Consider the following 20,441-nt stretch of genomic DNA (forward strand, 5'->3'; position numbering starts at 1 on the left):
GGAACATGCACATATACACATTAACTAAGTGGGAAGTGACATTATGGCAATGGATAGAAAACAGGTAGAGGAGATTGTACGCGCAGTCGGCGGTAAAGAGAATATTGAAGCTGCAACGCACTGTGTTACACGTCTCCGGTTTGCCTTGGTTGATGAGAGCAAAGTTGATGCGGCAGCTTTGGACCAAAATGATCTGGTTAAAGGTCAATTCTCATCCCAGGGTCAATTTCAGGTCGTCATCGGGCCAGGGCTAGTTGATAAAGTCTATGATGAGATGATCCAGATTACAGGTGGTGACCGGTCTTCCAAGGATGATGTGAAGGCGGCAGCAGGGAAGAAACAAAATCCGATTCAACGTGCCATCAAAACCCTTTCGGATATTTTCATTCCGATTCTGCCTGCAATTATTACAGCAGGTCTATTGCTCGGGATCAACAACATCCTGACAGGGCCGGGAATATTCTTTGATAAAGAATCGTTAGTAGATGTGTATCCGGCATGGAAGGATTTAGCTTCTATTATTAACACGATTGCAAGCACGGCCTTCACATTCCTGCCTGCACTGATTGGTTGGGCAGCTGTTAAACGATTCGGCGGCAGTCCGCTGCTCGGGATTGTGCTCGGGCTAATCCTTGTACATCCTGATCTGCTGAGTGCCTATGGCTATGCTGATGCAGTGAATGAAGGTACGGTACCTACGTGGAATTTGTTTGGTTGGCATATTGAGAAGATCGGTTACCAAGGGCAGGTTCTGCCGGTACTAGTATCAGCTTATCTGCTTGCCAAGATGGAAATCTTCCTTAACAAAAGAGTGCATGATTCCGTTAAATTACTTGTAGTGGCACCCGTAACATTACTTATTACTGGATTTTTGGCATTTACAATCATTGGACCAGTTACATTTGCAATTGCGAATGCTATTACATCGGGTCTGATCTATATCTATGATTCATATGCAGCACTGGGTGGATTAATCTATGGTGGACTATATGCATTGCTAGTTATTACGGGAATGCACCATACCTTCCTTGCAGTAGACGTACAATTAATTGGTAGCCAGGGCGGTACATTCCTGTGGCCGATGCTGGCGCTATCCAACATCGCACAAGGTTCCGCGGCACTTGCAATGATGCTTGTACTGCGTGAACAGAAGATGCGCGGTCTCGCGGCAACATCCTCGGTATCCGCCTTCTTGGGGGTAACGGAGCCGGCAATCTTTGGTGTTAATATTCGTTATCGTTATCCGTTTATCTTCGGTATGATCGGTTCGGCTATTGGTGGTGTGTTACTTACAATGAATAATGTTCAAGCTACCTCAATCGGGGTAGGGGGCGTACCTGGATTCTTATCCATTTTCCCGAACAAATGGGGCGTCTTCTTCATCGGTATGGCGATTGTACTGATCGTACCGTTCCTGTTAACCGTTATTTTCGGAAGAGCCAAAATGAGAAAGCAAGATCGTGAGGCAGGCAGTGGTTCTGTGACAGAAGATCATGTATCCACGTCAACTTCTACTTCCGAGGTTAACCGCACTACGGCAAATAAAAACACAGCTTCTAGCGGTGCACCTGCGGATGCGCAAACTTCGATTAATGCGCTTGAAGTGATGGCTCCGTTAACGGGTAAAGCCGTATCATTGGAGCAGGTTCCGGATCCAGCCTTTGCAGAGAAACAAATGGGAGAAGGGATTGCCATTGAACCTTCTGGCAACAAGGTTGTTGCTCCATTTGATGCACAGGTTGCCCATGTCATTAAGAGCAAACATGCTGTCATCTTGGAGCATGCGAGCGGTGTTCAGATCCTTATCCATGTCGGTATAAATACCGTGTCACTGAAAGGTGAGGGCTTCAACATGCATGTAGAAGCTGGGGAACATGTGCGAGCAGGGCAAACCTTGCTTGAATTCGATCGTCAGACGATTGAAGCAGCAGGTCACCCACTAATTACGCCAATTATCGTTCCTGACGGTCAGGACGTGGTAGACCGAGTTGAAGTTACAACAGGTGATGTTACATCCAATCGTAACGGCGTGTTGAAAGTATATCTGAAAGGATAACTTGATGATCCGATTAGAAGGGAAGTTCAATTTATTGAGCTTCCTTTTTTATTTGGATTTATCCCATAGAGAATAAACGATGTAGTTTAATACAATTTTCTCTATATGTTACATTTTGTTATACGGATGTTTCAATTATCCTTTATACTCGTCTTAGTTCAGGTAATATGAGAGAATTGAATAAGATAAGAACCCCCGCATACCTTCAATTTATAGAATAGCTTGAGGAGATGAAGAAATAGGTATCTGGTCAAGAATGAGGAGGGGAACCATGGCACGTATTGCGGTGATGATCATTCATGGACTTGGTAGGCAAAAAGAAGACTATGCGGATCAGCTTATTTTACGATTGCAGCATGAATTCGATCAGGTCATGGTCATGCCGGGAGCAGCTAAGCAGTATCTCGATATTGAGCCTGTATTTTGGGCCGATGTATTTGAAGAGAGGGAAGAAGAACTGTTCCAGCAGCTTGTAGTTTCGCCTCAATTGAATTACCAGGTACTGCGCCGATTCGTCATCCATTATCTCGCTGATGCTGTTGCTTATCAGCCTGTGGAACAGCAGGGACAGCATTATGATGCTGTACACCGTACACTAAGCGAAGCGATGCACAGGCTCTCTTACCGTAACGGACCAGAGACACCCCTGTGCGTGCTGGCTCATAGTTTGGGTGCAGTCATTGCGAGTAATTTCTTCTATGATCTTCAATATCCCTCCAGTCGAACACCTTGTATAATAGATGTGACATCAGCTTTGGAGCGGGGAGATACTTTAACTAGCTTTTATTCATTCGGAACGACACTGCCGCTGTGGAGTTTACGTTATCATGATTTTAGTCAGCCTATTCAGGTTCCAGCGAAACTAGCTCATCAGTTTTTCCCGGGGTTAGAAGGGGAATGGGTTAACTTTTATGATAAGGATGATATACTTGGTTATCCCTTACGTCCGATTGATCCGGCCTATCGAGTAGCCGTGAAGGAAGATATCGAGATTAACTCAGGTAACTGGGTACAGAGCTGGAATCCGCTCAGCCATGGTGGTTATTTTCACAATAGAACCATGAATCATAGAATAGCCCAGGGGTTGGCTCGAATGTGGACCTGGGTGAATCGTGATTTACCATAAGACATCGTAATGAAGGAGACATTATTTTGGAATGCAGAACAGGTTGTGCCGCGTGTTGTATCGCCATTTCAATATCTTCACCGATTCCTGGAATGGAGAATGGCAAGCCGGCAGGTGTACGCTGCGTACAACTTACGGAAGATAATCGTTGTAGTATTTTTGGACATCCAGACCGTCCTGATGTGTGTAGTGAGTTACAGGCTTCATTCGATATGTGCGGTAGTACAGATCAAGAAGCTTTTCGTATCCTTAGCTGGCTCGAACAGGAAACGAATCCTTAAAACTAGGATGAAGAGAATACTACTGGCCTGTATGATGATAACACTGATGCTAGCATCGGCTTGTGGAAATGTTGAAACGGCACGAACATCAAATGTATCATATAAGACTATATATGAAGCAGAAGAGTCATTTGTTCCAGAGGACACATCTTACTGTACTGCAGATCCTAGGTTTGGATAGTGAGACTTAAGAATATTTCAATGGCATTGGGAAAGTGGAGAAGCTCCTAGGATTTGCAAGCTCGTATAATGATGCTTCTGAATATCCAACTGGGCAAGAATTTATTGGAGATGACCTTATAGTTTAAAAAAGACTTCTTCTCATCTAAAGGATTAAAAAACTATAGAAATTATTAATATGAGCTGAAGGATCCATTATATGAAATTACAACAACGTGCGAAAAATCTGACGCTTTCAATTGACTATATAAAAAAGATATTCCTGATCTGAAAGCTAATGATGTAGTCAAAGCCATCGATATAAGTGATTATTCAACTAAGCGCAGTATACCTTTCAGAGTAGTTCTTTTTTGTTATTAGTAACGATAGACTCATCTTAACATCAGAGGGAAAGATTTTTGAGCTTGAAAAAATAGCAGATTAAGCGCCTTAGCTAAGGTAATAAAAGAATGATCAGCATAAAAGCTTACCGTTCTTGTTTGTGTATTAAAAGATTAATTATATATACTGGGTATTTATGTATAGCCCACGCCTTTACAAAACGCTTCAAAAAGAACATCGCTCCTGTGTTTTATCATATAAATGATAAGCTAAAAGTCATAAAATCGTGAAATAAGTTAAGGATAGTGCATAAAGATTAAGAATCATTTTTATTGACTTATTATGTGAACGAATGGACAGAAAACTTGGAACCAAAAGACTCCCTATCCGCTAATCCTTGTGAAAGTCAAAAACCATCAGATCAATGCCTTATACCAACTGTAGACCTATCCATTCTGATCAATTCTTTAACGAATTGATCCGCTACATTAAACCTTTATTTTAGGAGATGATTCCAGATTGAAAAGCTATAATGCAGGTGATCATGATCCGTATTGGTATGAATCTTTTATAGGTCTTAAACATGTACTGGAGATGCTCGAAACGGATTCCGGTATTGAGGCAGTCGCTTTTCAATCCACCATCATAGATAAGCTGGATGATGTTGTTGTGAAATATACAGACGGTAGATTGATCTGTATGCAAATTAAGCATACGAGAGTGGAAAACAATTTGACACTGAGTGATCTTATTAGACCTGCTAGTAAAGGTTCGGCCTCCTTGATTGGAGGCATCGCTGCAGCATGGAGAGAAGGATCGAAGGCTAAACTGAATTGCATTCCGGTGCTTTATACAAATCGAAGTTTGGGAACGAACCCCTCTATCATATCGAATGGGTCCGTCTACCCTCCGCTTGCTACATTTTGGACCCAGATCCAAAATGAAATGAAGCGATCAGACAAGCTTTCTGATATTCAGTTGGATCCCACTTTAGGTGAAGCTTGGAATGAACTTCTGATACAATTGGATATTGTTGGATCGGACACAAACAAATATGAATTCCTAAAAAATCTCCAGATTAAATCCAACCAGCCCGAGCTGGATCAGCTGGAGAAGCAAATGATTGAAAAGATCGGCCAGATATTTGGGATAGCGTACCCATCCATGCAGAGTGATATTTTCGATAAGCTTGCGGGCAGTTTGCGACACTGGACAACATCGATACATGGGAAGATGGATTTCGTCAATCCAGAGGAAGTCTACCGCCGACTGTCTTTGTCTCTAAAGCTTGAAGACAATGAGCATCGACTTCCTCCACCGGTACCTTTTTTTAAATCGAGAATGCTTTTTATGGAGCGCTTAATAGAAGAATTGGCCTCAAACAAACAACCTGTTATTTTCTTGAAAGGTAGCCCTGGATGCGGGAAGAGTAGTCTTGTCAGCCAACTGGCTGACGAAGCATCGCCGGTAATAGATCTTCGTTATCATGCTTTCAAGCCAATTACACCTGATATGAAAGAAATTCCTGCTGATGCAAATCGTTTAGTGGGAGCAGAGACTTTTTGGACGGCGATGCTTGATCAAATTCGCATGAAGTTTGAAGGCAAGCGGTTCCGCTACCGTGTTCCAATTCGTAGTAATTATCTAACCGTGGCACAAATAAAGGAACATGTCTTGCGGCTGGCGCAAGAGTTATCGATTATTCAAAATAAGCCAACAGTTATTGCAATTGATGGAATTGACCATGCAGCAAGGTCGGGTTACATTTCCCATAAGCATGAGAATACATTTCTCCATTCGCTTGTCCATCCCGAGGAGGTTCCTGACGGAATTGTATTCTTACTCGCCGGACAGCCTCCAGAGGGTTATCCGGCATATCCGCATTGGTTGAGGGAAGACAGGGACGATGTCCTCCACCTTGAAGTGCCAACAGTTACAGAAAGCGATATTCGTCAGATGCTAACTCCCCATTTCCCAAGGGATTTCATGAATCCTGCCATAAAGGTGATAAGGGAAACAGCCGCGGACAATACACTTGCTGTTGTATTCGCAGTTAGAGAAGCAATGGGCTGTAAGTCGGTCGAAGAGCTTGTAGAAAGACTTCAGTCTAAAAAGCTGCACGATGGCATTCATGCCTATTATGATCATATTTGGATCCATGCGGTACGCAAAATCCAGGAAAAGGTAAGCCACGAAATTGCATACCTTAACGAGAAGTTATCGGGCTGCTTTTCACTGTCTAGCGAACGGCTGGACGGAATTACGCTTCAAGGGATATTCTCAGATTCGCAGCTTACAGCAGTTGATTGGAACTATCTATTGAAGGATTTGGAGCCTCTTGTCACGGAACAAGAGAAAGGGAAGTTTGTATTATTCCATAACGATGTACGGGTGTATTTCATGCGCTATATTCGAACCCGCCCCGATATTGTGAAGGATATTGCAGGATCACTTGCGGACTTCTATTTGGCCGAATCTGAATATAAGATAGCACGTCATGCCGATTTGTTTTCCTTACTAAACTTAAGCAAGCGCAGTAAGGAAATTGTCTCGATTTTTAACCCGTCCTACATTATGGAGGCGTGGGCCATCCGAAGGCCGATTGATGAGATTAGAGCTCAGTGCGGGGAAATACTGGCTACTGTTAAGCAACAACGAAACTGGGACGATATGGGAGTAACACTTGAAGCGATTCGTACGGTTCAACAGCTATTAAACTCTCATAATATGGCCAATGAGCGTAATTATATCATAGAAGAAGATCTTCGCGATCCTGCTTTCCTCCCGTCGGAGGGAGTTGTGAATCCGATCAAAGAATGGAATATACACTTGTTGAAGAATGTACTGATAGACATCCGAAAGCTTGTCAAACATAATAAATTTGACCGCGCACGGCAAGTGATGGAAAGATGGTTTCAGCGTAATGGCATCACGCCATTTAAACTGATGGAACTTTTGAGTGAATACGAGGTATACGAATCTATCTCTAACCACGATAAGCCTGGCAAACGTTTTCTTGAATGGGTTAGTGACTATGGAGAAGTCGCAGGTTTAATATCAGCCGAAGTTTGGCGGATTCAAGCTGTGGAGTTAGGGAACTTTGCTAAAAAACAGGTGGCGAGTACTTATTGTGATGGATTTCTCCAGGAATCGCTCCATTTATGTCGCTTCTCCTTTTTTAGATATCTGAGAAGTTACTTGCCCCTTCTTGAACCGGAGAAAAAAATTGCTTTAGCCGAACGAATGGTAGATAGAGAGAGATGGACGGAGATTCGATACCTGCTGAAATATACAGAAGCTCATTCTTTGTCTTTTCAACATCGAATCATGCTGGGCATGTTCAGTGCCATCGTGAATTTTGAAACAGATCGATTTGTAATCCCCGTCGTTGATCAGGGTTTTGACATCTTGGAACACATGGAAATGACTTATGCTTCCGATGCTAAGCTCTATTCTTATATGTGTTTTCTCTGTGGCTGGACTAGCCCCGAATCTAATCTGGAGCAGCTCGCTAGTGAAGCAATGGAGGCTTATAATTCCGTGGATCGGGACCCGAGGGCGATGAATATGGTTCATGTTCTGGTTCATAGCACCTGCCGTATGGGAGCATACTACCGTTTATCCATGGAAGCAGAGTTCAAACTGTCAAAATTCGATATGAACATTATTATTTACTTGATAGAACAACTCTATTTAATGGATCAAAATATTTATGTCCATTTGGTGGGATATATCGAAGTGCGCTCATTTTTCATGAAAATGGCCATATATCTATCCGGTAAAGATGAGGAATTCGATAAGGTTCTGCACCCCGTCATAAGGGATAGTATGATTGCAGGTGATGTGTTTTATTTAGATATGGATCTTGTTTGGGGGTATCTGGATCTACATGGCGATAGAAAGGCGATGGAGATCATTTTTCATCGTTGGGTAGGAGAAGAGGGGACAATTTGGGGAGACGACATCCAAAAGGGTGTACCTTGGGTCGAAAATTTTATTGCCCTTGCAGATAAATATCAGATGGAGGAGAGAGCCCGATATCTCAAGGACAAGCTTGCCTGGAGATGGTTTGGTATGACAGCCAGACGCTCGGTGTCAGTAGGACATCTTGTGCGTTGGGTAGAACTCCTGATTAAAACTAAACCGACATCGTGGAAGAAGCAAGGAATGGATTTATTGGGTTTATGCAAGCAGCTTGGTAATGAGCCTAATCAAGTTACTGATAGTGCGGTGAGTATAGTAATGGCGGCTGCAGCAAAAGACGGGGTGGAGACACTTTGGTCTGTTTTCAACGAAAATGACATGCTTGATGTTAGTAAATTCGCACATTATAAGGTGATTTTTGATGTGTTAATCCTTATGCTTAAGGATTGTACGATTACAGAAGATGATTTGACAGCTATTTGGCTGTTGACTATTGGAGGATTAAGCTGGAGAGACCGTAACAGCAGAGCGTACATTGAGGATATGAGAAAATGCGTTCTAAAGGCTGCTCATCGGCTTGGATATACCAATCTCGCTGTATATATGAAGCAAGAGACCTCATATCATTTTGACATCCACAATGACAGAGACAGGGACAATAGACCGGTAAGATGGTTTGAAACACGCCGGAAGCATTTATCGCATTGGGAAAGCACCCGCAAACTAGCTGAGAATAAGGTTAGAAAGTTATCTCTGGAAGAAGCATTTAGTGACTTCCATCGTTTTGTCAGAACTTTGGATTCAAATGGAGGCCTCATGGATCATGTGGAGGCTTTCTATTATGCGGAGATTTTAGTTCGTAAATTAAGTAAAGAACCTTCCCACAAATATAAGGAATATAGTGAGATATTGTTCGAATTCGCTGGGGCTCACGCAGCAATATTAAAACACAACAGAATGGATAGCTATATTGAAGAATTTTATTCCACATTTATTAGTTTTCCCTTGGACGATGAAACCAGGTGGAGAGTACTTGAGCCACTTATTCCAGAAACAATTGAGGTAACAACATTATCATACTTCATAAATAAGCTGGAAGAAATGCTTCAGGTACGTGCAGAGGAAATCGGATCACAGAAAATTGAGGATTCAACAAATCAAGTGATTGATACTTATGAGCGATGGTTCAGAGGGGATGTGAAAGTGGCATCGACCATTAATTATTCCACGGAAAATTCAATGAATCAGATGTCATGGAAGCAGTTCACCGTGAATATTCTGCTTAGGAATTTATCGAGTGGTAACGAACATCAAATTGAAGCCGCATTACAAGGACTATGGCTGTGTGTAAAGCGAGACAATCAGGTTATCCATAACCTGATCTCTGAATGGGATACTATTGGCGAGTCAGCGAGAGAATGGATACTACTATTGTTTGAACGTATTGCCTCGGAGTTCCCATCATACTATGAATCGATGAAACCGCTACTGCTTAAGTTAAAAACCGAAGGAATGATGCTGCGCACGCAGTCCAATCTGATAATAGAAACGTTTGAACGTGGACTGAATGTTACGGGGAGGTCAACTTCTCCTTGGCTTCTGCGAAAAATTAAAGGATTCAAGTCGTATTTTTCCAAAGTTAAAGAAAGAACCGAAATGCAAATTTTTGATTACCCCTTATCTGAAGACCGCTTCTTTAATCAGCGACTCTATCAAATTGCTAGTCTATTTCCGGAACTTGTAACGGAACTTCTTGTTGAGTTTGATGCTTCAGAAGATGCGGATGTAGATATGGAAACAAAGCTGCTGCAGATCATAGAGAGTCGGATAGAAAAAGAAACATGGGAGCGAACTTCCGTATATAACGAGGTGCGGGCTTATCTTCCTTGCGATGATCCCTTTCTGTTATTAAATCCTCCAAGTTCATTCAGAAGATCCGATGGGTGGCTCAAAACTGGATTGATAGCAGCTTCGAAATTTGATGCAGCCTTGAAATTTGATGAGGATGATGCCATCGCGCAATTCATGAGTCAAGCTGAGAAAGGGCTGAATAAGGACCACATACTGCTCGGTGCTGCTATGTTCCACTTCAACCTCATCGAAGGGTACTACTTTACGAGTAGATTATCAGAAAGTAATGGGTATAACAGATTCACATCCAGCGGAAGATCATTCCTATTCTACAATTCTGAACCAATCAAAAAAAGGGATCTTAGTCAGGAGCTATTCTATACGTTTAGGCATATTAATGGACAAAAAATTCCTTACAGCAGTACTGTTCTCTTGGTACCAAGCACAGTCTTCCGTTCACTCGGCTGGTTACCGTCAACCGCTAATCCATTAGTTTGGGAAAAGCAGGGGAAGCGGATGATGTGGATGGAGCAGATATTTAGTCCATATCTTGAGGAAGTACAGCCGTTTCTCCAACGCTGGGTGTGTACAAGAGAAGGGTATCAGGAAATCAATAGGGTAAAAAGAAACCTTAATTATATAGTGACATTAGAACCTTTTCTAAACAATTTTTCTATGATGGATTTGCCGAACAATATTAGGGTTTACCAATGAATATAAATAAAAAAATATCTGTTATTTGTTAGCTAAAGGAGAGTTAACTTATACCTTTTGAACGAGATTGAAAGCTTTCAAGCATGGGCATATTAGATAATCGTTATCCGCAGATATTGCGTTCTTATGGATCTAACCGAGCACCTATCCTATGGAATGGTTGAGATTGTTGATTATTAAAAAGAAGGCTAATTCAGGTACGAACCCCAAGCGCATATGATTTCCGAGGGATGTTCGCACCTCGAATATACCTTTTGGCAACATTGATATTGAGCTTTTTCACGGCTGTGGTTTATAATGAGAAAAATAGTTGTTAGAAATACCGGAATTACGCTAAGGTATGATGATATATCCTTATTACATGTATTTCCCCTGTCGCACTCTGTACGGAGTACATAGATTGAAATAAGACTGCTCTTTTACCAATTAGAGTAACCTTCCAGCCGTACTCCGTGTATGGAGTTCGTGGATTTAATTGATGCAGTTAAGGCAATAAATCTCAATTCCAAGCGATTACTGAAAAATGTATTTCGCTATTATTTTGAGCAAACCATTTCTTTACTCTAATAGTGTAAGCAATCTGAATAGTATTGTTTAAGAAAGTGTCGCTCAATCGAGCGACATTTTTTGTGGGTTAATAATCGATTCCATATGTGGAACAGAGTTATGGCTCGGTTAGGAGTAGCGGCCATTGATGTTTTCGGCACATCGGCGACTTACCATGAGCACCTATAGACGAACGGCGAGCATCTGAAGCCATGCTTCAGGATCTACAGCTTGCAAAGTTCGCATATAAGTTCTCGCTAGATGGTGCATGCTATACTGGTAAGACGAGAGGGTTTCTAAAGTACGCTAGATAATATTCATAGATGGATACGTTGAGTTTAAATCTATAAGCGCATGTAGAAGACAATGGACTAATCGTCCGGGGTACATGGATCTCAAGCAGAGAGAAAAAGAGCAGTCGAAATTTTAAGCCGTCTTTATAAAAAAATTGTACAATATAGTTATCATACCTAGACTAAAGGAGTATTCTCACGATGTCCATTGAGGTAACAGGAACACAAGGTTACGATTATCAGTACTTACAAACTGTCTATCTAGTTCTCCTTATGTGGGGACGAGATGGTCTTGAACTCATCGTAGAAAAGAAAGATGGTGAAGATGCAGAGCTTCACTTTTCATTTGAAGGGAATATAGTTACGATCGAAATCCAGGTAAAAAGTGAACAAGGCAATCTTGAAATTGATTCCCTTGCTAAGTGGGTTGGACACTTTCCTGAAAAAAGGGAAAATGGTAATTTACTGGAGCGTATTGAAAACGATACACAGCGGAAGGCGTTATTCATTACTAGAAGTCGCTGTTCGGATTCTACAAAAACCTTTCTAAGTCCGATTGGGACTATTGATGAGCATTCAATTTCTCCGCTTCAGGGTCAACTAGCGGACACGTTCTTAAATGCATTTTCAAAAGCATTTGAAGAGAAAACTCCAACACCATTAAAGAAAAAACGAGATGACTTTTGTAAACATCAGGCTGGGCATTTGAGTAAAAATAAAGGAAGGCTTCGTGATATTGCCCAGCGTATCTTGATTTGGGAGCGTGCAGACGTGATCTCAATCCAAAATGAAGTGATTCGTCTGCTGAAGCTTCAGCATATCCCAGAACAAGTAGCTCCTACAGTAATTTCCCAGATGGAAAAAGCGGTAAGAATAGCTCGGGATGTAAGAGGAGATGTTGTTCCTCTTATACGAGAAATATTGAATAACTTTGCAGGTAACCGTACATTTTTGCGGCCTCTTCACGTGCCCAGGGAGAATATAGACCTATTAGACCGAGATTTAGAAGAAAAAAACGTATTACTTCTTACGGGAATTTCTTTCTGCGGGAAATCACATATGGCCGAGTGGATAGCAGAACAATTTCGTGCTGATCAAGGATTTACCTATGTAAAAGAAAATCAGTTGGATTCCGCTTACAGGTATCTTATGGTAGCAAGTAGCGAAAGCAGAATTTGTTTTCTTGAGGACCCTTTCGGTCACACAAATCTTAATCCAGATGCTATGAATACGTGGTCTCGATTGTATGATCTCACAACAAAACTGGCTCCGCATCGAAAACTCATTGTTACTTCAAGGAAGGACCTAATTCAATCTCTCAATGGAAGTTCATCTCTTGAAGCCTGGTCGCTTGGAGAATGTCAGTGGAGGGACTTAACTGTATCTGATGCTAATTACGCTATTGATGTTTGGACTGCTTATTCTAATACAAAGCATCTGCCAGATAATGTGGAGGAACTTGTAGTGGACGGAATGAGAATGAACACATCAGCTGTGTTGCAACCAGGCCAACTCCGTCATTTGGCATATAGTGAGCAGGCTAAATTGATAGATAGAAGTTTCGAGGAATTGGCTAGTCTGGCTAGATTCGATGCTGATCAACTTGGGCAGTCCTTTCTGATCCGGAAGCCAATTGAACAGATATCACTAATGACTATGGTGCTCGGTAACCGTGTAGGTATCGGAATGGTGGAAGAGGCCTTTTTTTCTCATTTGCAATCTGTATATGATGAATTGAGACTAACGGAAGGGATAGGGGAGGCTGAGGCTTTCTGCGAAGAACTGGAGCGGGCAGGATACATTCAATCTGTAAATGGCCACTGGATGTTTTCTCACCCTACATATTATGAAGCGGCCATGCATGTGGTAGAGAATCAACAAAGATTTGGACAGAAACGTTTACTAGTTATCCTCAGACATCTGCTTAGTAGCGAATCTGTCGCTATTATGCTTAATGTTATCCGTAGTTTAGAGCGGATATATGAAGCTTATGCGGTAAAAGACATTCGTAGTGAGGTCAGAAAGATGGCATTACAAGCATTAACAAACTCTTACCCGACCATGAGAGACGAAGCCCTCGTTTTATTGGCTTCTAGGTTTAAAGAGCTGCCACCCAATGACATACAAGTGATCATGAGCTACATCAAAAGCTATCATTTTTCAGACTATAGTATCGAATGGCAAGATGGTATTCCAAAACTGAAAGAACATACACAAAACATAGTATGGCAAAGAATGATTGAACACCAGAATGAAGGTATCACAAAAGAGCTGTTTTTAGCTATTGCGGAACGTCTTCAATCGCCGGATGAAGCATTCAAGGTCATCCCCGAAGAAGCATGGCAACTTGCTCGCTATTTGGATGTACATGAGTTGGATGCTCAAATCAAACTACCGGTACTTAAGCAGTTGTTAACCTATAAAGATGCGTTTATTCGTGAGGCGGCGGCCTTTAGTCTTGTTCACGAGTATGGTGAGGATCGGAGACACCTTGATTTAGTTTTAAGCGATCCTCATCCTTTCGTGGTACTCCAGGGAATCCAAGGTTGCTTTCAAGGATGGAATCGTTGGAGTTTGGGGGAGCGTGATTGGGTTCGAAAGAAACTTCAGGAAGCGCTGATGGTAAAAGTAAACTGCGTGGCGGCCCATGAGTTCATAATCCAATTCTCTCAAAAGCCACATCGGTTTCGTTTGAATTGGGAGGTCATATCTTTGGAAGAAAGGGAGGATTTACATCGTCTTTGGGGCACACTTCTTCCCGTTTTCCTTGAGAATGTACCTGACGAATTTCTTGAAATTGATGAAGCTTATTTATTTGAAACAACATCAAGAGAAGCATCGGCGTTTACCGAAGATCAGGTTGTACAGATAACTAAGGCGTGGGTAGAATGGGTGGAGCGGACAATCTCGCGCAAACGTCCTAATGACTATGGAATGGGCTATCTTGATTTTTTACTGAATCATACAAACCGAAGTTTTACTTACAGAGAGCAGCTGTCAATACGTCTATTGAGCCATCAAAATTCTTATATTGTATCTATGTCACTCGCGGAGTACGTAAATTACTGGCCACACCTTCATCAACAAGAGCGAGCTCAAGTCATAAAGTTATTACAGAGCGACCGTAGTGATGTTCGCTGGCTTAAAGCTATTGCTCTGACACGAGAGGAGGTATCCTCAGAAATATGCCTTCTACTACTTGGTGAGGCGAATGCACTATCTTTACCTCTTGCCATTACTGAACTGATTTCAAAGACAGACTCACAACTATTAATGGACTGTGTAGAGGTGTTTGATGCGGAGCGTGGAGAATTTTACAACCTGGTTGGTACATCTCGGGATTACAGTTGGACATCTATAGCCTTGGAAATATTAAGGTATCCCGAGCATCCTGCATTCGCTAATGCACTCGCTTATGCGTTGAAACGTGTAATTAGTACATCTGCCACCAAGAGTTTTAAGAAATTTGTTCTACAAGAATGCATTAATATATGTAAATATGGGTCAAAGAACACCGTGCGCTTAATGGTGGAAATTATTCTTGAATGGACAGTAAGAGTTAGTGGAGCAGAAAGCCGGGAATTATGGGAGATCGTTTTCCAGAATCTCGAAGAAACGGAGAGAGAGGAGATCACAGTTAAATTAGCGGATGTCATTGAAGCTATAAGCAACAATTGTGATTCACCAGTCGAATTAATTGGAAGTCATGCATATTCACTTTTGCTCACTCATCATCTGACTTCTGACCATATCATATGGTATCTACACAAGAATAACGGTTTTATAGGAGACGGAATGGTTACCTTTTTAGATTTCATATTTAACCAAGATCCACCACCAAGGGTACACAAAAGTTATCTAATTGTACAGAGTCATTTTAGAGATAATGAGGATGAACATATGCTAAACTTGTTAAATAAGGTGGAGACATTGCGAAAAAAATTGATCAAAACATCTTCCGACAAGAAGTATGTTTATCATTCCAGGGAACCGCTTGAGGGATGGAAAGAGTAATTAAAGCCATAAGTACTAATGGTATTACCCCCTCTAAGTAGACACTTGGGGGGATATTTTTATGGCGAAAAAGGGACAAATATTTCAGACGTATACCGAAGAACTCAAATTAAATGAAGTTAGATCGCATATCGAAGGTTCTGCAAGTTAAAAGATGGTTGCTGAGCGAGAATGAATTCGAAACTATTGACAGTTAAGGGTGTGGGTAAAAAAGTGGAAAAATGGAGAATCGTTTGATGAGAGCAAAAATAGTTTTTCTAATCTACTGAAGGGACACCCTCTTACGAGTTTTGGCAGAGGAAGAACGAGATTATCTTCAAGCAAAGGTGAATTATTTAAAAAGCGGTATCCAAATCTAGTAAAGGAGAAGCTTTTGAGCCAGCGAGAGAACTACACTATCTTAGATAAACTGCTTTCTTCGCTTCTTCAATATACTGAGTAAAGGTTTGGCTTTTCTGCGCTGGCTCCGCAAAGATCCCTCTGGGTTTTTTAGTGTTGAGTTCATGTTAACATGACTCTTATTTCACTTGTCTACCTTTGAGATTACTAGAGCAGGCTACTATTCTTAAGTTAAAGTTTAAAGGAGCTTTTATTAAGAGATAATTTTGTGGAATTCACAGTAGTGTTACAGTACTTGGTACTCTTGTTTTTATTTGTGAACAAAAAAAAGGGGAATATTTCGTGTAATGAATGCTATGAGCCGAACAAGCCAAAATACTCTTTTCCACTCTGGAATTAATCTCCATACACAAACAACCACTTAAGATGATTCATTGAATATGTGACTCGTTCACCATGACTTAATTAATAAAAAATTTGAGACAAATATTGTTCCAAATATGGATGCGAACAATATTTGCCTTTCAAACGTACATCTCTCGTCCGAATGATCGTCAATTCCTTCTTCCTCAGGAGAAAGTATTTTGATTTGCTGACCTGTTTTTGCTCAACTACGTGTGATAATATCGAACGCCAGCTTGCTTAGGGGGGAATTTCCGAGCTTATCTTCCTGCAGCGCGTGTCCGTAGAGGAAGAGCTGAATTTCTTGTTCTGTCAGCTGCATATTGTCAAAAAGAGCGGTCAAATCCTTTTTATAGGCGTCCTTGTATACGTATTGTTTGTAAAGTAATTCTCTTACATATTCCTTATGGCTCTGGTAAACCTCTTGTAACTGAAAAAGCCGAATGCTGCCTTCCAATTGATCAGCTCGACTTCCAGTATGCGTTTGATGCAGTTTAATATTAAAAAGAGTATTACCACCGATTAAAGAATCGCTGTTTGAAGAGGGGGTAAGCGCGACATCAAAATAAGTATCACGGTCAAAACCGGACTCGTATGGATATAATATCTCAGACCCTTTTGCAAGCTTGAAGCGTGAGTTGCATATCTGACAGGAAGGCACGAAATTATACAGAGACAAAGATAACAGTTTGAAAATGGAATTTGGATAAAAATGATCCAGATCTGCCGTTGTTTTTTTTGCTGTACCGTCTTTGTAAGACGTTATATACTGCCGGTTGCAATAGGGACAAACTTCTATACCGATCCGGTGCAGGAGCTCATGACGTAAGCCTCTACTTATGTTAGAATAGTCGATTATTTGAGCGATAAGAGCGTTTAATTGATCCATATCAGCTTTGACATCATGAACGAACTGACTGTAATTTTTGTTCGAACTGAGAAAAGAACGATGGTCTGGTGCATTGGTGTGTTTGTTGAGCCATGGATTGCTGTACTTGTGCACATGAGCTCTACGAATGGAAATACGATCTGCTTTTTTCTTGCCGGGTAGCTTGGCATCCACCTGCTCAAAGCTGAAGTGTAGAAATTTGCAAGTGAGTAAATAGTATTCAATTTCTGGAATCTCAGCTATTATCTCGTCAAATGTTCCAGTTAACAATATTTTAAGGAAGCTTTCATTCAGATTACCGGTCGTCCGGGTTACAAACCAAGTACGAAGATTTTTGCCCGTAAATGGATTTATGCCCAGAGTTGCCGCATGGAAGCATGTACTGACAGTGCTGTAAATTTCTTTATAGTAGTAATCGCGGACGTTTAACAAACGCTGAGAATCAATTTTAATCATTATTTTGTCTACCTTCGCGCTGTCTATTCAGCTTTTCCCGCTCTATTTTAAGTTCTTTTTCCATTTGCTCTATTTTTTTCATTTGTAGAAGTTCGGGTTCAAGTTTGAGAAGTCGTTCGTTCAGCATTTGCGTCAGCTTTTTGCGCAGCACATCTTCGCCTATACCGTTAATCAGGCCGCTGATTTGCTCCACCTCACTGGGATTGTACGAATCTAGACGCTCAATCCTGCGAAGAATCCGCTTGAACACTTGCGTCGCAAATTCACCAACTGGAGCCCCAATGAAAAAATCGCTTTTCATAATATCGTAAATATTACTCATCAATCCAAAATCTGCTTGTTGTACTTCGCGTTTGATTTTCCCGCTATCATTTATAATTTTAATGCAGTTAATATGTTCCTTTGGTACGTCAGAAACCATAAATGGCGAATGAGTAGTCAATAGTATTTGAAATTTGACCGCTCGTTCAAAATAGCCTTGCTCAAGAAACTTGACCAGGTTCGCGATATAGCGTCTTGACCATTCTGGATGGAAGGAGGCATCGGGTTCGTCAATAAGTAGCAGAATAGTTTCGACTTTCGAGTCATTCAATGCGAGATGAACCGCTTTGAACAGATTAGCGAAGCCATTGATGAATTCCAACTCACCTTTGCTCATGCGCTGATACGTTACATGTAAGGTAGAACCGCCAAGTCGTGGATTCTCATCGTCATAAAGGTGCAAAAAGCGAACCAACTGAGGATCAAAGTCTTCTTTTAAAGAGACAGTAGCTACTAGTGAAGAAATGAAGTAGTGTTCATCGAGATCAATAAGAGCCGAAATGATTTGTTCAAGAGCATCCAAATCAAGGAGGGGATCGAACTTATGCATGACCAGGGTCATCGTCTTCTGAAGCACTCGCATCGCCTGTAATAAATATTTTGTACGACCAATTAAGTCGTCACTGTCTAAATCAATTTGAGCAAGCACCGAGTGAAAAGTTTGAATGTCTTTTTTATCCCGGCTTTGTTTGAGCATGATCCAAAGCGAAGCAAGAATCGCTTCTAAATGACGAATAATAAACTTTTCTTTAGAGGTCCACCGGTCTTGTGGATCTGCAGCTTGGTAAAGACGAATAGGAGCGATGGGTTTAAAAATTAGCGCTTCAGCTTTTTTTCTGTACAGGTTGAAATTGAGTAGATGTTTTTTTTCTTCAAGTGTGCTGTATGCAGGGAAAATTTCTTCCTCTCGTTTCAAAGAAAGCAAGGCATTCTCAATCGTATAATCCTGCTCCAGCAAGAGAAATTCTTTTGTCATAAACTGATACAAATTGGCATAGAGTGGCTGGCTTAAATACTGCCTTTGAAAACCGACATAGGTTTCGTGTACGAACTGGTTTGACTGTCCGCTGTACCAATGCTGCTTGACATCATTCGCCAGGTAAAGAGGTAAAAGTCGCTCTCTAATTAAAGATATTTGGTTGTTTTCTGTGTAGGCTTGCTGTATATATTCGGAGGCGATAAGCCCCTCAGTTTCTTGTTCATACTTGACCGTAATACAGTACTCGACGTGAATATCAAGCGGTAGACCTTGAACGTTACCGAGCAACTCAGAATGATAGCCTTCAATCAAAAAAGTATTTGTATCGACATGATAGATCGCGAACCAACTATTTTCCTCAAATGGAAAGCGTTTAACCCGGTTTTGCTTGACTGAGCCAAGCAAATCGAGTAACGTGCTTTTCCCGGCTCCGTTTTTACCGATAACCAAATTAATATTATGAATTCGCTCGCTCCAAAGTCCGTCGTATGAATCTTTTTTTGGAGTAAGCTTAATTTCTTGGGATGACGGATTATATGAGATGTCAAATGAGTTGGTAAAGTTAAAATCTTGTTTTTCGTAGCAAGTGTCAAGTTTATGAAGGTAAACGTACAATAGCTTTGCACTCATTCTCGAAAATTTCTCTCCTTTGGAAGTAACATAGCGTTCCTATTTATTATAAGTGCTCTCTCGTTTTTTTGCGAGGAGCACGTTACAAGCTTCCTTGAAGCATACTTGAGAACTGAGGCATTTTAATTGATGTCGCAGATTTAGCGACTTTATAATTTTATCAGTATACTTAAGTATTATTTTAGCCAAGGACAAGCCCTTATACCCTTGCTACAAGGGCTGAATCCGAACTTGGTATAAAAAGGGTTATTGACTTGTCGGACAACTCTTACTTGCTCTCTATCTATGGTAATTATCTGTCTCCAAAAGAATTATTCTCAATAATTGAACATCATTCAACAACAAAACGATTGAGGGGCAGTTTATACTGACTGTAGTTACTATAATTTAATGACCATTACACGAAGAGTGGCTTATAATAGATGAAGGAAGGAATAACATGTTAAAACGGAAAAGAGAAGATAAAAGGAAATAGAGCAAGAGAATTTGCAAAGGGCAGAGTTTAAAAGGCTTGCAATGTGTTCTCTGGTGCATCAAGCCAGTCACCCCATTCTCGACAACCATAACTCTCCCATCAGGATCATTAAAAAGGTAGAGCAGACACTTCAATTGTTCGCTGGAACAATGTAGGATCTGGGTCAATACCATGTGGGTCTCTTAATGTGCAGGACATTCCGATGAAAAGTGGATTTCCAATAGTACAGATGGATGGGGCTGGGGAGTGACCAGAAAGGTGAATATGATTCAAACTGACTATTCACATGAACTGCTTGATTATTTGGAGAAAACTAAGAGTAAGTTAGCGAAAAAATGATGGAAAGGGGCAAATGCCCCTTTTTTACATATGAATAGACCTTGAAGAAGGATGAACAGCCCTGATAACTTAAAGTTTGTCATCATGAACACCAATATGCGTGATTCATTATGCTACTTTTTCCAATCGGATAGGTCGAACACAGAGCCAATCTTTATGATCTAACAAGGCTGTACAAGTCTGCGAATGAAGAAAAGTCTTACCGGTTTTTCGGTAGTAGAGTCTCTTTTTTGTCTTTAAAGTTACTAATGAATAATATCAAATTATATTACTCGATAAAATAGGAGGGTGATGATTATTTTGTT

Annotated in this window: 7 protein-coding genes and 1 pseudogene; 6 read left to right on the top strand and 2 right to left on the bottom strand. The window is 41.0% G+C overall.

Going from position 1 to position 20,441, the window contains the following annotated elements:
• Nucleotides 1–43 precede the first annotated feature (43 nt).
• From treP to V6W81_RS12500, 5 genes are all read left to right on the top strand, one after another.
• On the top strand, nt 44–2,056 hold the full coding sequence (treP, locus tag V6W81_RS12480) for a PTS system trehalose-specific EIIBC component (RefSeq protein ID WP_338543481.1): 2,013 nt from the start codon (nt 44–46) through the stop codon (nt 2,054–2,056).
• 271 nt (nt 2,057–2,327) lie between these two features.
• Nucleotides 2,328–3,182 (top strand): chemotaxis protein, encoded by an 855-nt coding sequence (locus tag V6W81_RS12485; RefSeq protein WP_338543483.1) that lies wholly within the window; start codon nt 2,328–2,330, stop codon nt 3,180–3,182.
• 26 nt (nt 3,183–3,208) lie between these two features.
• Nucleotides 3,209–3,463 (top strand): YkgJ family cysteine cluster protein, encoded by a 255-nt coding sequence (locus tag V6W81_RS12490; RefSeq protein WP_338543484.1) that lies wholly within the window; start codon nt 3,209–3,211, stop codon nt 3,461–3,463.
• A gap of 1,020 nt (nt 3,464–4,483) precedes the next feature.
• Complete coding sequence (locus tag V6W81_RS12495; protein ID WP_338543486.1) at nt 4,484–10,453, top strand: ATP-binding protein; 5,970 nt, start codon at nt 4,484–4,486, stop codon at nt 10,451–10,453.
• Nucleotides 10,454–11,493: 1,040 nt separating this feature from the next.
• Entirely contained in the window at nt 11,494–15,306 is a 3,813-nt protein-coding gene (locus V6W81_RS12500; RefSeq protein ID WP_338543488.1) for a hypothetical protein, read from the top strand.
• A gap of 946 nt (nt 15,307–16,252) precedes the next feature.
• Here the strand turns inward: V6W81_RS12500 and V6W81_RS12505 are convergent.
• Nucleotides 16,253–17,392, bottom strand: coding sequence for a hypothetical protein (locus V6W81_RS12505; protein ID WP_338543489.1), 1,140 nt, complete (start codon nt 17,390–17,392; stop codon nt 16,253–16,255).
• Nucleotides 17,385–19,322, bottom strand: coding sequence for an AAA family ATPase (locus tag V6W81_RS12510; protein ID WP_338543490.1), 1,938 nt, complete (start codon nt 19,320–19,322; stop codon nt 17,385–17,387). Before V6W81_RS12510 ends, V6W81_RS12505 begins: the two co-directional genes overlap by 8 nt.
• Nucleotides 19,323–19,995: 673 nt before the next feature.
• Between V6W81_RS12510 and V6W81_RS29175 the strand changes: the two are divergent.
• Nucleotides 19,996–20,136: pseudogene (locus tag V6W81_RS29175) on the top strand (hypothetical protein); the annotation flags it as partial.
• Nucleotides 20,137–20,441 lie beyond the last annotated feature (305 nt).

The sequence above is a fragment of the Paenibacillus tundrae genome (assembly GCF_036884255.1).
Taxonomy (GTDB): Bacteria; Bacillota; Bacilli; order Paenibacillales; family Paenibacillaceae; genus Paenibacillus.